A 15,035-nucleotide genomic window follows, 5' to 3' on the forward strand; every position below is an offset into this window, starting at 1 on the left:
CCCCGGATGCCACCACCTCCACGCCCCCGGATCGCTCGTCGGGCGCGGCGTGGCCGACGAGCGATAGTGAGAACCGTTTTGCCGATCCCGCCCTGTACTCGGGATATGTCGCAGTCGTCGCCCCTCCAGATGCTCGTCGCGTTGGTCTCCGCGCTGGTCGTCGCCGGCATCGGTCTCGCCGGCGGGACACTCCTCACGCTCGCCGTGATTCTCGGTCTCCAAGCGACGGTCGGCGCACCCGGCGTCATCGTCCTGCTCGTCGTCTCGCTCGTCCTCACACAGGGCGTCGCCTTCGGCGGGACCGCCCTCGCGTTCGTGGCCGTCCGTCGGAGCGTCGTCGACTTCCTCCGGAACGAACTCGATCTCGGTGTGCGGACACCGACGCTCTCGCTCCCGGCGTCGGTGCCGACCCTGCGCGACGGTGCCATCGTCCTCGGCGGGTGGCTCCTCGCGTTCGGGCTGATCTTCGTCGCCGGCCTCGTCGTGCAGGCGATCGGCGTCGAACCCGGCCAGAACCAGGTCGCCGAGATCGGCTTCGAGAACCCCGAGGCCCTCCTGCTGCTGATCCCGGCGTCGTTCCTCCTGATCGGCCCCGGCGAGGAACTCCTCTTTCGCGGTGTCGTGCAGGGCCGCATCCGCGAGGCGTTCGGTCCGGTGCCGGGCATCGCGCTGGCGAGTGCCATCTTCGCCGCGATCCACTACTTCGCGCTGACCGGCGGCACCGGCGGCCGACTCGTCACCATCGCCATCCTCTTCCTGCCGAGCGTGGTGTTCGGCGTCGCGTACGAACTCTCGGAGAACCTGGTCGTCCCGTCGCTGATCCACGGGGCGTACAACGCGACGCTGTTCACCCTCCTGTACGTCGTCATCAAACTCACCGAACTGACGGGCGGGCAGTTGCCGACGAACTGAGCGTGACGTCGGCGGCGGGTCGCCGACGACCCGCGCGACGCCGTCGCTGACGAGTGGAGAGACGGACGAGGACGGTCGGGCATCGCTGAGCGGGCGGTACGCGAAGAAACCGATTCGGTCGCGGGCTACAGTTCCTCGACGCTGCCGCCGTCGGGACGCTCGCGGAACACCTGGCCCTCGAACAGCGTGATCATGGTGTCGTCGTCCTGCCACGCCAGCGGCGAGATCTTCGCCTTCCGGCAGGCACGCGAGAGGAACTCCTCCTTGCTCCAGCCGTTCTCGACCGGGAGCGTCGGGTAGAGCCACGAGTGGTTGCTGCCGGCGTCGACGGCGACGCCGTGGGTGCCGAGTTCGAGGTCCTCGACGGGGTCGTCGGTCAACAGGGTGTTACAGACGACACAGACCGAGATCTTGAGGTTCGGCAGCTCCGCCGGGTCGACCTCCGACCCGCAGGAGTCGCCCGACGCGGCCTTGATCGCCGCGTCGACGATGGCGTGACCGAGTTGGTCGTTGCCACGGTACGCGCCGGCACAGCCACGCAGACGGCCGCGACCACGGGTGGACTGGATGCGGACGAACGCCCCGGTGCGAGCGTAGAAGGCGTCACGCATGCTCCCGGGTTGTTCCCGTTGTCCGTGCAAAACGTACGATTCGACCGATTCCCGCGCTAGTTCGACCGCCCGAGCCCCGTCCTCGTAGGAGAGGCGTACGGTCTGCGCCTCGGACATACCTGATTAATGAGTGCCAGCCGACTTGAACGCTTCCCTTCACACAGTGAGTTTTTCGTCCACAACTATACCTCAGAATTAGTGCATCCATCGGCGAATTATGCCGGCGCGTGCCGAACGGCGGCTGCTCCGGAGGATCGTCCCGTCGGGAGACCTATCGGTACGTCGACACCACTCGAACGGTGGGCGGCTGGCGATCAGCAGACCAGCCGCGTCGTCCCCTCGGCGACGATGCGGGCGACCTCGACCACCTCGTCGGTGTAGACGAACTCGCCCGCGCTGTGGATGTTCTCGCCGTCCGGGCCGACGATGAGCGTCGGCAGGTCTGCTCTGTCCGGGTCGCCGAAGTAGTTGAAGTCGCCGACACTGGAGAAGTACGCGACCGCCGGATCGACCCCGGCGACCGACCTCGTCGCGTCCTCGAAGGCACCGACGAGCGGGTGGTCCCGGTCGGTGACGTACGGGCCGTACTTGATGCCCGGATCGGGCGACTCCCGGAAGTCGATCTCCACGTCGCTGTCCAGGTCGAGGTCGGCGATAGCGGTCTCGGCCTGTTCGCGCACCGTCGCCTCGTCCTCGCCGGGGACGACGTGCCGGTCGGCCATCACGCGGGCCGACTCCGGCACCGAGAGCGTCTGGCTCCCGCCCTCGATCAGGAGTGGACAGACCGAGCCGTCGCCCAGCAGCGGGTGGGAGTCGACCGGCAGTTCGTCGAGTGCTTCGGCGACTCTGCCGGCGTCGACGACCGCGTTCGTGCCTTTCTCGGGTTGTGAGCCGTGGGCCGCCAGTCCGGTCACGGTCACGTCGTAGAGGAACCGGCCGCGCGCGCCGAGGATCAGCGCGGGGTTCTCGACCTCGGACTGCGAGAGGATCGGTCCCGGTTCGGTGACGACCGCCACGTCCACCTCGTCCAGTAGCCCGTCCCGGATGAGTCGGTCCGAGCCGAGGCCGTACGGTCCCTCCTCGTCGACGACCGCCGTGAGGAGGACGTCGCCGCGTGGCTCCACGTCCGACTCGGCGAGGGCGGCGAAGGCGGCCATGATGCCGGCGACGCCGCCCTTCATGTCGCAGGCACCCTGTCCGTACAGTTTGCCGTCCTCGATGCGACCCGAGCAGGGGTCCTCCTCCCACGCCTCGACGAGTTTCACCGTGTCGATGTGGCCGTTCAGCAGGACGGTCGGCGCGTCGGGGTCGGTGCCCTCGATGCGGGCGATCACGTTGTCGCCCTCGTACTCGGTGATGTCCGGTTCCGAGACGTGGTGGTACTCCGGGTCGAGGCCGCGTTCGTCCAGCCACTCGTAGACGAACTCGGCACAGTCGTGTTCCTCGAAGTACGGACTCGGGATCTGGACCATCTCCTGCAGGAGGTCGATGGTCTCCTCGGAGTCGATGGCGTCGGCGACAGCCTGTGCTGTTTCACTGGCGGAGTCAGTCATCGCGGACCCCCGAATCGCGGACGTCGGGATCGTACTCGTCCGACGGCACGCCCGGCAGGGTGTCGAGGATGGCCGACACGTCGGTCCCGGCCTGCTGGCCGAGATACCAGTAGACGCCGAAGACGACGCCGCCGATGACCATCCAGGGGATGTAGATCGCCAGCGTCGAGAGTGCCCCGAACTGTCCGGTGAACAGCGCGCCCCAACCGGCGGCCTGCGTCAGCAGCAGTCCCGACCCGAGCACCGCGACGAGGCCGGAGCCGACGAGCAGTCCGCCGTAGTCGAAGGCGGCCTGCGACCGGAGCCCCGGCTTCCGGAAGAAGACGTACAGCAGAGTGCCCGAGACCGTGAGGTACGCGATCAGGTAGCTGAAGGTGGCGATGGCGATGGCCTGGTTCAGGCCGGTCGTCCACAGCGTCAGGCCGGTGGCGACCGCCCACAGCGTGACCAGCGAGAAGTGGGGCGTGCCGAACCGGTCGGAGACCGACGCGAACCAGCGCGGGAACACCTCGTCCCACGCCCACGAGTAGGGCATCTTCACGCCGGCGGCCATCACCGCGTGGACGCTGGAGGCGGTCGCCAGCAGTCCGCCGAAGGCGACGACGGCGGTCGCGTTGAACGGCAGGAACTCGGCGGCCGCCGTCGCCAGCGGGCGGGCGGAGTTCGCCAGCACGGTGTAGTCCGCGACGACGCCGTAGATGACGGCGGCGGTCCACATGTACAGCACGATGAGAACGAGCGTCCCGCCGATCATCGCCAGCGGGAGGTTCCGCGAGGGGTTCTTCACCTCTGCGCCCATCTGGCCCGCGACCGCGATACCGATGTAGGCGTAGAAGAGCGGGACGGCGGCGGCGACGAAGCCGTCCAGCCCGCCGGTGAAGAACGGCTGGTAGTTCGCCATGCTGACGTTCGCCGACCCCGGAATCACGAGGACGAGGATCGACAGCATCAACACGCCGAAGATGACGTTCTGGGAGATGCTGTACCCCTTCGTCCCGAGGAGGTTGACGACGAACAGCACGAACAGCAGGCCGACCGCCGCGAGCGTCTCCAGGCCGAGACCGAACACGTTCAGCGTCACGTCCGGGTAGAACACCCGGAGGTACGACCCGAAGCCGATGGCGAGGACGGCGTCGGCGGCCATGTACCCCAGCCACTTCGACCACGTCACCGCGAACCCGGGTAACCGGCTCTCGAAGGTCCGACTGATGTACGAGTACGATCCGGCCGCGCCGGGGAAGATGGTCGCCATCCAACTGTAGTTGACGGCGATGGCCATCGCCACGATACCGGAGAGGGCGACGACGAGGATGACACTCGGCCCAGTCGTCGCGCTGGCGGTCCCGAGCGTGACGAACAGGCCCGCGCCGAGTGTCCCGGCGACGACGGTCGCCATCGCCGCCATGGGCCCCATGTCGCGTGACAAACTGTTGCTGTCTCTCGTATCTGCGCCTGACATACCCGTCACAACGAGGGTAGCCCCGCTTAGCGAGGGTGCCTCACATGGTAGGGCCGCCGGTGAATCGACCGCGATGAGCCACCTCGGCGTGAGATTCCGAACACGAACCGCCGGTCTGCTGGACGAAGTCGCGCCGGGTCCGGTCCACGGTGGACGGTCCGGTCCGGTGCGCTCGCTGGGTCGTCCGGCGGTGGACGCTCCCGCTAGACGCCCAGCACCTTCGCCTCGGCCTTCCGGAGGTGTTCGAGGAACGTCGGCTTCGAGACTCCGACCTCCTCGGCGAGGTCGGCCGCCGACACCTCGCGGGGCCACGAGTAGTAGTTCCGCTTGCGCGCGAGTTCGAACACCTCGCGCTGGCGTTCGGAGAGGTCGTCCGTCGGCAGGACGCCCGCGCCGCCGACGGGGGTCGTGACCACTTCGACTCGCACCTCGGCGTCCATCTCCTCGCGCACCGCGTCGAGTCGTTCCTGCACCGTCTCGCGGCCCTCGCGGACGAGAACGGTCCAGTACTCCCGACCGGCGACCATCCGGACCGGTTCGTCGGGGATGAACCCCCGCGAGACGAGGGCGTCGTTGATCGACTTGTCGAGGTCGTACTCGACCAGCAGACTCCGGGTGGCCTCGCCGGGCACCGCGCCGCCGTCGGTGGCGGCCTCCTCGGCCTCCCAGACCGAGTGGGTGTGCGGCGAGTCGTCGATGGCGGTCAGGAGGTCCTCGAGGCCCTCAACCGTGTCGGCGTAGGCGGTGAACCGCCCGGTCGCCCGGCCCTCGACGGCGTGGACGCCGTGGCCCAGCAACCCCCCGTCGGTCGCGTCTGTGACCTCCAGCGTCCAACAGTCGGGGTGCCAGATGTCGAGTGTCAACCGCAGTCCCCCCTCGATTGCCATGTGGTAGCGTCTCACGTGGAGCGGTAAAAACGTATCTGCAGTCGGTCGCTCGATGGCTCGGGCGTCTGTGGCGGCGGTGTGGTCGCATCGACAGCCGGTGCCGTGGTCGCATCGAACGGTTTATTCGCGCGAGCGGAGTACGCTCGGGTGGCAGAGAGAGCCCGGCCCCCGTGCGAGAGCATGAGGAAAGTCCCCCCACCGTCCGGACAGGTGACCGGGCGCAAGCCCGGAGTCGGAGACGGCTGGCTCTGGAACAGAAACGAGACCGCTCGCCCCGACCGATGAGGTGCGCTGGCCGCCCACGGGTGGTCGGCGACACGCTTCGGCGTGTGCGAACCGACGCGCAAGCGAAGGGAGACCCCACCGAGGGTGGACGGGCGAGAACGGATGGAACGGCGAACCCTCACCGGTGCAAGTCCGCGCCCGTGCCTGCCGAGCGTGGGTCGATTCGCGACCCCGCGAGTCTGGCACACAGGTAGTCCGGACACGGCGTGGACGCTCAGCCGAATGCCGGGTCAAAACAGAAGGGGGCTTACTCCTCTCAGCCGCTACACTGGTGAGCCGTCTGGCTGTTCTCCGTGGTGGGTGTCGATTCGGTCACATACGTCGTGGGCAGGAGTTTTGTCGAATCGGTTGGAGACGAGAACTCTGTTGGATCGGTCGTGGACTGGAACGCTGGTGAGTCGGTCGGAGAGAATTCTAGTGAGTCGGTCGGAGAGGACGGGGGGTGAAAGCCCCCTAAGACGTGATCTCTGCCGAGTCTTCCGTGGGCAACAAGAGGTGAAAGTCCACAGCGGGGACGGATTCTGTTGACTCTCTCGCGGACGACGAGAGGTGAAAGCCCCCGACCGCTCTCCCGGTGGTCGATCGGTCGGCCCCGTTCAGTCCCACCCGGCGATTTCGCGGAGACTCGTGCAACTCGCGGTGGACCAGTCGGTTTCAGCGCGAGTGCCTCCCTGCGACCGTCGGGTTGCCTGAGCCGGGTGCATCCCGGCGAAGTGCGCGAGATGAACCCCGCCCGAGGCGGCCCCACGCCGCCGAGGTGTGGTGCCCGAGGCGACCATACGTCGCCGAGGTGTCGCGCCAGCCCACTCGACTGGTGCGTGTGACGTGAGTCGTGGTGGAAGATCGGCGAACTGTTGCAGTGCTGTCGGCGCGCGCGAGAAACGCGCGTGAGGGAGCGGGGCGCTCTCGTGCGCCCCGCGAGGCTGGGGAGGACCGAGGCGCTGTGCGGGGCTGTGCGGTCGCGGGTTGTGGTGCCGTGCTGTCGCGGGTGCGGTCGCGGTGCTGTCGCGGTCGAATAGTCCGGTTGTCCCGGATCGAGTAGCGGTGCTGTCGCTGTCGTGGTCTGCGGTGCCGTCGCTACCGAGATCGAGGTCGTCGTCGGTCGTGTACGCGAAACGAACGAAGAACACCACCAGACTGCAAAACCCACCCGGAGAATCAGATTACTCGACGTACTCGTACTTGCGCTCGTTCATCCGACCCCAGCCGGTGAAGACGAACTCGTTCGCGGGCTGGGTGAACTCCTCCAGTTCCACGTCTTTCTCGTGGTTGTGCGCGTCGTGGACCTGCTCGTACTCCTCGAAGTCCAGATCGTAGCGCCCCGCCAACTGCTCGTCGACGTTCAGTGCCTCGATCTCGTCTCGCCAGCCCTCACGCACCGTCTCGGCGTGGATCTCCGCCTGCGCGCCGGAGCCGTACGAGCCGACGAGCAGTTGCTTGCCCGTCATCGCCTTCCCCGTCTCGTAGGCGTGTTTCAGCGCGCTGGTGCGGGCGACGTGAACCGACCCGGTGTACCAGTTCCCGACCCGGCGGGCCAGCGAGAGCGTCGGGTCGATGACGCGACCGTACCACTCGCGGTACTCGTCGGTCTCCTTCAGATCGTCCATGTAGGCGCGGATGGCCTCCTCGTAGTCGTCCCACGAGTCGAAGTCCGCCTCGCGCGGCTGGCGACCGATCCGGTCCGCGAGTTCGTCCTCCTTCTCCGTGTCGCGGATCATGTGCCGGTAGCCCAGCAGGCCCGCTTTCCGGACCATGCCGGGGAACGGCGTGTGGAACGGGATGTACTCGAAGTCCTCGACCTTCGTGCGGCCCGCGACCGACTCGTAGTCCTCGAGCGCCTCGCGCATCCGGGCGAGGTACACCTGCATCGAGCGCTTGCCGTCCACGGAGGGGAACTGCTGGTTCGGCTTCAGGAAGTCCGTCTCGTCCATGCTGCCGTACCCCTGCTCGGTCGAGAGTTCGACGACCGACGGCTCCTCGTCGATCAGCATCGCCACCGCGCCGGCCCCCTGCGTCGCCTCGCCGGGGTCGCCACGGGCGTACAGCGCGGTGTCGGTCGCGATCACGAGCGCCGCCCGACCGCGATTGCGCCCCGCCTTGATCCAGTTGTAGGCGTCGTCGATGGACTGCGTGCCGGCGACGCAGGCGAACTTGCGCTCGCCCTTGTTCGCGTGCCGGAAGTCGCCCTCGTAGGTCTGTTCGAGACAGCCCGCGATGTACGTCGAGACGGGCTTGGAGTTGTCGAACGCCGACTCGGTGGCCACGTCGATGCGGCCGATGTCGTCGGGCGTCAGCCCCCGTCGGTCCATCAGGCGCTTCGCGGCGTTCGCGCCCATCGTGACGATGTCCTCGTACACGTCGGGGAACGACGAGGTCTCGAGGCCGAGCCCCTTCGTGTACTTCGCCGGGTCCTCGCCCTTCACGGGCGCGAACGTCTCGGGCAGGTTCAGCGTCAGCTTCCCGGTCCAGATCTCGATTGCGTCGATACCGACGGCTGTCATGGGTGCAGATTCATGAACGACCCCCAAGAGTGTGTCGATAGGGAGTTCGACGCTTGTCGAACTACTCGCCGACGCTCTCCTCCTCACCTCGACATCCCGCCGACGCCCCCGGCCGTATCACGTCACCACAGCGGGACTACGCCACGCCGGACCCGGACGACGCGGGCAGTTCCCGGCCCTGTCGGTCCAACAGGAGTCGGATCGCCCCACCTTCGGTGACGTAGTAGAGCCGACTGTTCGAGACGAAGACCACCTCGGGTGTCGCGTCGCCAGTCACGTTCAGTTGGGCCAGCGAGGTCGTGGAGACGTCGCCCGCGTCCGCGAGCGGCGACCTGCCGTCCCGGCCGTCGGCGTCCGCCAGTGCCACGTCGCTGTTGCCGTCGACGTAGGGGACTTCGACCTCGCCGTCGTCGTCGTAGTCGGCCGGTGAGCCGATCGCGTTGATCGACGCCGGTTTCTCGCCGAGGCGGATGCGGTCGTCGGCGCTCGGATCGAAGACCGCGAGTTCGTCGTTGTTCCGCGACTCGACGTAGACGAGGTCCGGATCGCCGTCGTCGTCGAAGTCGGTCACGCCAGCGACTGCGTGACCTTTGAGCGCTCGACCGTTTCCGTTCCCGTTGCCGGGCGTGTAGCTGATCGTCCGGACGCTCCCACCGACCTCCTTCACCGAGATGCGACTGGAGGTCCCTCGGAATATCACCGCTGGCGTCCCGTCGCCGTCCAGATCGCCGACGCCGATCCGGGTCGTCCCCGACTGAACCGCGCTGGCGTCGACGAACACCGACGACTCGCCGGTCTGGTCGACGATCCGGAGGTTCCCGTTCCCGCCGACGTACGGGAGTTCGAGTCGGCCGTCGCGGTCCAAGTCGGCGCGGATCGGCCCGAGGACGGCGGGGTCGACAACGTCGTAGAACGCGACGCGACCCTGCGCGTCCACGGATTCGAGGTAGTTGTCGCCGGTCGAGTCCACGTAGGCGACCCCGGCCTCCGGCACCGGTCCAGCGTCCGACGTGTGGAAGGCATTCTCTTCTTGGGTCCGCCAGTCGGCGGCACTGTCCGTGTCGGTGTAGCTGCCGTCTGCGGCGTCGCGGACCGCGACCTCGCCCGCCTCGACCGGCACGGACCAACCCTCCGAAGTCGTCGCGCCCTCGTAGGCGAACTCGTCCACGACCGCGCCCGACTCGTTGCGGAGTCGGAGCGACTCCCCGTTGTTCGCCAGAAGTGTCTCCAACTCGAAGACGCGCGACCGGTTCAGGTGCCACGTCTCCGCGAAGGCGTCGGGATTCCGCGCGACGTAGTAGTCACCCGAGAGCCGGTCGCTGGGGAACGTGGTCACCTGTCCGCTGTCGGTGTCCACGAGCGTCCAGCCGGTCGTGTCCGTCGGGTCACGGACCGTCAACCGGACGAACTCGCCGGCCGAGTCGCTCATGCGCTCCGGATCGGGCTGGACCGCCGTGAGCAGTGGTGGCTGTGCCGTGGTCGGTCCGAGACGTTCGACGCGCACCGCCGAGATCTTCGCGTTGTCCACGTCCACCTGATGGAACCGGATCGTGAGCCTGCCGTCGGTCGACTGGACGGTCCGGCCGCGCACGAGGGCGGTGTCGGCACCGACCTCGTCGTACACGTCGAGGTCGGTCGCCACCGATTCGCCCTCGACGTCCACGTCGAAGACGCGCTGGCCGGCGCTGTTCCAGTAGATCTCCGCGAACTGGAGCGTCACCCGGTATCGGCCGGGATCGACGTCGAACTCGTAAGCGAAGTCGGTCCCGTAACACTCGGTCCGGTACAGCGAATCGTCGGTCGTGTTGGCGATGGCCGTGTTCGGTCCGGCGTCGTACCGGTTCGCCCCCGCGAGAGTACACGACGGATCGCCAGCGTAGCTCACGCCGGCAGCCGACTCGTAGCTCCCGCCCCCGGCGTTGACCGCCTCGACGACTCGTGGCTCGACGCTCACCCGCCGGGTCGTCGTGTCGGTCCGGCCGTCGTCGTCGGTCACCGTGAGTTCGACGGTGTAGGTGCCCGCCGACGAGTAGGTGTGCGTCGTCGTCTCACCGGTCGCCGTCGCGCCGTCGCCGAAGTCCCACTCGTAGCTCGTGATGGTCCCGTCGGGATCGCTCGAGGGACCGGCGTCGAAGGTCGCCTGCCGGTCGACTTCGGGGCTGGCGGGCGTCACGTCGAACGAGGCGTCCGGCGACTGCGGCGTCGGCGTGGGGGTTGGCGTCGGCGTCGGGGTCGGCGTGGGGGTTGGCGTCGGAGTCGGTGTCGGCGTTGCTGTCGCCGTCGTGGTTCCGCCACCACCACCGCCGCCACCGACTGTGGGATTGACGACTTCGCGGACGAGCAGGGTTCCGGTCGGTTCGTGCGCGAGCAACACCTCGATTCGGTCGCTCGGATCGAAGGTGAAGCCGTCCTGTCGCCACTGCTCGCCCGGTTCGAAGTCGTCGTCGCCGTCGCCAGCGAGTGTCCCGTCGCCCCAGTCGGTCCCGGTGTCGGTGCCGTCCTGTCGGATCACGACCCGGAGGCTGTCGGTCGAGAGCGCCGACCCACCGTTGTGCGTCAGCGTGACCGCGTCGTCGGTGACCGTGACGCGCACGTCGGTCGCCGGTCCGGACTCGTCGCCGAGATTCGAGAGGTAGACCGCGCCCGCGGCACTGATCGTGAGGGCGACGACTGCGACGAGGAGGATGACGCCGACGACCTCCGACTGGGCGCGGTCGGGCATTTGTCAGTTCGCCTCGACGCGGATGTAGTCGATCCTGATCCGGTCTTCGCTCCCGTCGCCACCCTGTTTCGTGTCCTCCACGACGAAGTAGATTCGACCGGTGCGGTCGATGTAGTTCGAGGCGGTCTGTGAGAGCGTGATTCTGCGAGTCGTCAACGACGTACTCGTCAGGCTGTAACTTCCGGCGATAGCGGTTCCGTTCTCGTAGACCGGCGTGAGAGTGAACTCCTCGCCAGAAGTTCGGAAATCACCGAGGACGAGATCGTGGCTCCCGGCGGTTGCGATGTCCTCTGCCGAGAGGCCAACTGCTGTCCCGAACTGTGGGTTTCCGGTGGCTTTCGTCGGTCCCTCGACGAACTCACCAACTTGGTTGTTGTTCGAGTCCGTGTCGAGATTCTGGAATCCGCGTACGTCACCGACCGGACTGGCCGGTGGGAGACTGCTGTTTTCGCCGGCTTCGGTCGAACCATCGTCATCCACGAACTCGGCCGGGGAAACCTGCGCGGAGCCAGCCGATCCGACGTCCACCTGCTGGGTCGCGGTGTCGGTCGCCCCGTCGTCGTCCGTCACCCGGAGTTCGACGGTGTAGGTGCCCGACGAGGAGTAGGTGTGACTCGCCGTCCGGCCGCTTCCCTCGTAGGTCCCGTCGTTCGTCCAGTCCCACTCGTAGCTCGCGATCGAACCGTCGGAGTCCGACGACCCGCCTGCGTCGAAGTCCACCTGCTCGCCGGCGGTCGGTGTGGTCGGATCGAAACCGAACGACGCGGTCGGAGCGCTGTTGGACCCGCCGCCACCGCCGCCTCCACCGCCACCGCCGCCGGTGCCGACACCGACGATGCGCACGTCGTCGACGTACCAGCGGTCGCCGTCGGCGTCGCCGTGGAGTTGGCGGAAGCGGAGCGCGAAGTCGGCGTGGAACGCGTTCGACAGTTGAATCTCGTGGAGACGTTCGTACCGGGGGTACCCCTCACTGACGTTGAACCGATCGAGTTGGACCCAGTCGTCGTCGGCGTTCCGGTACTCGACGACGAGCGACTCCGGGCCGTTCGTGTCCTCCGCTTCCGGTCCGCTTCCCCCGTCGCCTTCGCGGAGCCAGTAGCCGATCTCGATGCGGTCGTACCCGCTCGTGTCGACCGTCGTCCGGACGTCGCTCCCGCTCGGTGAGTTGCCACCGACGTACATCGCGTAGGTGCCGGAGTTCGTCGTGTCGGTCCTGACGCCGCCGGAGCCACTGCCGACCTGCCACTCGGTGTTGCCGATGTCGCCGGAACTACTGTCGAAGTCCGACACCCGGAGGTCGGTTCTGGTCGGCCCGCCGCCACCGCCGCCCGCCGACTCCACGTCGACGGTGTACGCGATGTCCTGTGGGTTCCCACCCGCGAAACTCCCACGCGTCGGGTCGTCGTAGCTCACGTCGATCTGCACGTCGCCGTCGCCGACACCCGAGGGGGCGGTGTACTCGAAGGTGACGCGACCGTCCTCGTCTGACACCGACGACGCGACCGGCGACACCGTCCCCCGGTCGACGGTTGCCTCGACCGTCTCACCACTGATCGGGTTGTCGTAGCCGTCGCGCACCTCGACGGTGAACTGCTGGGTCGTGCCGGGGGTCGTCGTCTCGGGGGAGTCGACCGTCGTGAGGTACGCCGGACTCGTGCCCGCGACGTTCGTGCCGACGCCGACCTTCGCCAGACGCAGGCGGTAGACGCCCGGTTCGAGTGTGACGGTGAGTTCGCCCGAGGCGACCGTGACGTTCGCGTCGCCGTCGAGAATCGCCCCGCCGTTCGTCGCGTACTCGTCTTCGAGCAGTGCCTCCCACTCCTGCTCGGAGAGGTCGGTCGGCACCGTGATCGTCACGGGACCGCCGTCGTTCTCGACCGCGACGGTGCGCGTGCTGGCGCTGACGGCCTGCGGGTCCACGGTGACGGTGTCGGTCCGGGACGCCGAGAGTCGCCCGTCGAGTGCGACGAGGCTGATCGTCCGGTCGTCGAGCAGTCGCTCGTCGGTCAGCGTGACCGCGTTCGTGTTCTCGAAGTGGTTGTAGACGACCGAGTTGGCGTACACCGTCGTCGGCGCGTTGTCGTAGACCGAGTAGTCGGCACTGTAGACGAGTCGGTCGGTGTCGAAGGTGCGGGTGTTCGCGTTCCAATAGTCGTCGGTCTCGGGGTTCACGGCCTGCACGTTCTCGATCCGGACTTGGCCGGCGTCTTCGGTGCGGAGGCTCCCCGAGACCGGCGGCGGGTTGACGAAGACCGCGCGGGCCGGGTAGCGCGTCCCGAGTTGGACGGCAGTCGGATCGCCGGTCCCGTCGCCGGCGGTGCCGAGAATCGCGTTTCTCGTCTCCTGGAGGTCGGTCTGGACCGCCTGACTGTGGTCGAACTCGGCCTGCTCGTTCTGTGCCGGGACGACCTGCACCTGGTAGATAGACAGCGAGATGACGATGATGCCAAGCAGGAGGACGGCACCGACCTGAACCGTCACCCCTCGTTGGTCGTCCCGGAAGCGCATGTCCGAACACAGAGAGGCCCGAAACAAAAAGACTGCCTCACGCACACGATAGTTCGTATCAACCGGCAAGAACGTGTGCGAACACGCGTGAGACCGCTGGCGCGCACGGCGGGCCGAGTCGGCTGACAGTTCTTAGCCGTCGTCTTCCTCGACGACCTCGGGGTCGGAGAGTGCGCTCTGGAGGCTGTCGAGTCCGTTGAGCCACTCGGAGACGAGTCCGTACTCGATCTCCTCGGCGACCGCCATGTCGAGTTCCTCGCCGTCGATGATGCGGGTGCCGGCCTGCACGAGGTAGCCCAGCGCGGCGTCCACGTCGTCTGCCGCCTCGGCGTCGGCGGCCGCGTGGACGTAGTCGACCACGCTCCCCTCCTCGCTCGGACCTGCGTGGACGTACTCCTCGGCGGCGTAGAACACACAGACGAGACTCGTCTGGACGCCGTCGATCAACATGAGTTTCTCCTCGTCGTCGAACTCGACTTCCGAGAGCACGATCTCGCGAATCTCCGCCAGTTCGTCGAGGGCGGTCTCCTGCTCTAAGTCGCCGTCGTCGTAGGCGGTCAGGATCTTCGCGACCGCGATGGCGGCGTCGTCCTGGAGGTTCAGGAGGAGCCGCGCGGAGTCTTCGTTCTCGGGGTCGAGGTCTTCGTCTTCGACCCGCGTGAGCCAGTTCTGCCAGCGTTCTTCGGTGTAGAACGTCTCTTCGGGCTCGGCCATACCACACCCGAACGCGTGGTCAGTGAAAGTCCTTTCCTATCGGGGCCCGATCGGTGCGTGTGAACGTGGGTGAGAACCACTCACAACGTGTGAGCCCCGGTCGCTCGGCGCTTGCGCTGGTGGTTCGCGTCCGGAATCGGGACTCGGAGCGAGACTCGTGGGGGGACTGTCGCTCCGCAGACTGCGGTGGGTATCGTGACAGTGACGACTGCCGGACCGCAGACCGCGACGACTACTGTGACAGTGGCGAGTACTGCACCGCAGACCGCGACAGCATTGGAGACCGCACCACCACCGCTACTCGATCCGGGACAACCGGACTATTCGACCGCGACAGCACCGCCCGGCACCGCACCGCAGACAGCAACCGCAGACAGCAACCGCAGGCAGCAACCGCAGACAGCAACCGCAGACAGCAACCGCACCTCGTCCTCCCCAGCCTCGGGTCGCTCCGTACCGCGCGACCCTCCCTCGCGCACGTTCCTCGCGCGCGCCGAATCTGAGGTGGATCGCACGCCACACTCGTCACCCGACCAGTCGGACGACAGGCCGGAACCCGACCCGGACGCGATCTGCTGGCGACCGACACCGAACAGTGTCCGAGCGACAGCGAGGACCTGCTCGCAGGTCGCGTCGTCAGCAGTCGGGGAGGCTCGGGGGCTACTGCGACTGCCGGGTTCCAGACCGACAGACGACTGTCCGGATAACCACCAGTGACGACGTGGTCTTTCGCAAAGCTCGGGTGGGACTGAATGGGGCCGGTCGGTCTCGTGAGGGAACCGAACGAGACGTTGGAGAGCTTCGCTCTCCAGAACTCGATCCTGCCCCGACGACGTAAGCACCGGAGAGAAGGAGAGCGGGCTTGCCGGCTCTCCTGACTGAG

Annotated in this window: 9 protein-coding genes and 1 other RNA gene; 2 read left to right on the forward strand and 8 right to left on the reverse strand. The window is 67.4% G+C overall.

What is annotated here, in order from left to right:
• Positions 1-105 precede the first annotated feature (105 nt).
• Entirely contained in the window at positions 106-912 is an 807-nt protein-coding gene (locus LI337_RS11735; protein ID WP_227230029.1) for a CPBP family intramembrane glutamic endopeptidase, read from the forward strand.
• A 125-nt stretch (positions 913-1,037) separates the two neighbouring features.
• Here the strand turns inward: LI337_RS11735 and LI337_RS11740 are convergent, their stop codons facing one another.
• From LI337_RS11740 to LI337_RS11755, 4 genes are all read right to left on the reverse strand, one after another.
• Complete coding sequence (locus tag LI337_RS11740) at positions 1,038-1,640, reverse strand: TIGR00296 family protein (RefSeq protein WP_227230030.1); 603 nt, start codon at positions 1,638-1,640, stop codon at positions 1,038-1,040.
• Between the two features lie 197 nt (positions 1,641-1,837).
• Positions 1,838-3,076 carry a M20 family metallopeptidase gene (locus tag LI337_RS11745; RefSeq protein ID WP_227230031.1) on the reverse strand — a complete coding sequence of 413 codons (1,239 nt, stop codon included), beginning with the start codon at positions 3,074-3,076 and terminating at the stop codon, positions 1,838-1,840.
• Positions 3,069-4,535 (reverse strand): APC family permease, encoded by a 1,467-nt coding sequence (locus LI337_RS11750; RefSeq protein ID WP_227230032.1) that lies wholly within the window; start codon positions 4,533-4,535, stop codon positions 3,069-3,071. Before LI337_RS11750 ends, LI337_RS11745 begins: the two co-directional genes overlap by 8 nt.
• A gap of 203 nt (positions 4,536-4,738) precedes the next feature.
• The gene (locus LI337_RS11755; RefSeq protein ID WP_227230033.1) at positions 4,739-5,422 is read right to left on the reverse strand and encodes a helix-turn-helix domain-containing protein; all 684 of its coding nucleotides are present in this window, start codon (positions 5,420-5,422) and stop codon (positions 4,739-4,741) included.
• 149 nt (positions 5,423-5,571) lie between these two features.
• On the opposite strand from LI337_RS11755, the gene rnpB reads away from it, so the two are divergent.
• An RNA gene (gene rnpB, locus LI337_RS11760) (RNase P RNA component) lies at positions 5,572-5,969 on the forward strand.
• Between the two features lie 901 nt (positions 5,970-6,870).
• On the opposite strand, the gene hmgB is transcribed toward rnpB, so the two are convergent.
• The 4 genes from hmgB to LI337_RS11780 form a co-directional block, all read right to left on the reverse strand.
• Positions 6,871-8,208, reverse strand: coding sequence for a hydroxymethylglutaryl-CoA synthase (gene hmgB / locus LI337_RS11765; protein WP_227230034.1), 1,338 nt, complete (start codon positions 8,206-8,208; stop codon positions 6,871-6,873).
• A gap of 136 nt (positions 8,209-8,344) precedes the next feature.
• Positions 8,345-10,930, reverse strand: coding sequence for a malectin domain-containing carbohydrate-binding protein (locus LI337_RS11770; protein ID WP_227230035.1), 2,586 nt, complete (start codon positions 10,928-10,930; stop codon positions 8,345-8,347).
• Positions 10,931-10,933: 3 nt separating this feature from the next.
• Positions 10,934-13,438: a PKD domain-containing protein gene (locus LI337_RS11775; RefSeq protein ID WP_227230036.1), complete on the reverse strand. Its 2,505-nt coding sequence runs from the start codon at positions 13,436-13,438 to the stop codon at positions 10,934-10,936.
• A gap of 132 nt (positions 13,439-13,570) precedes the next feature.
• Positions 13,571-14,152 carry a DUF2150 family protein gene (locus tag LI337_RS11780; protein ID WP_227230037.1) on the reverse strand — a complete coding sequence of 194 codons (582 nt, stop codon included), beginning with the start codon at positions 14,150-14,152 and terminating at the stop codon, positions 13,571-13,573.
• Positions 14,153-15,035: the final 883 nt, after the last annotated feature.

The sequence above is a fragment of the Salinirubrum litoreum genome (assembly GCF_020567425.1).
GTDB classification, from domain to species: Archaea; Halobacteriota; Halobacteria; order Halobacteriales; family Haloferacaceae; genus Salinirubrum; species Salinirubrum litoreum.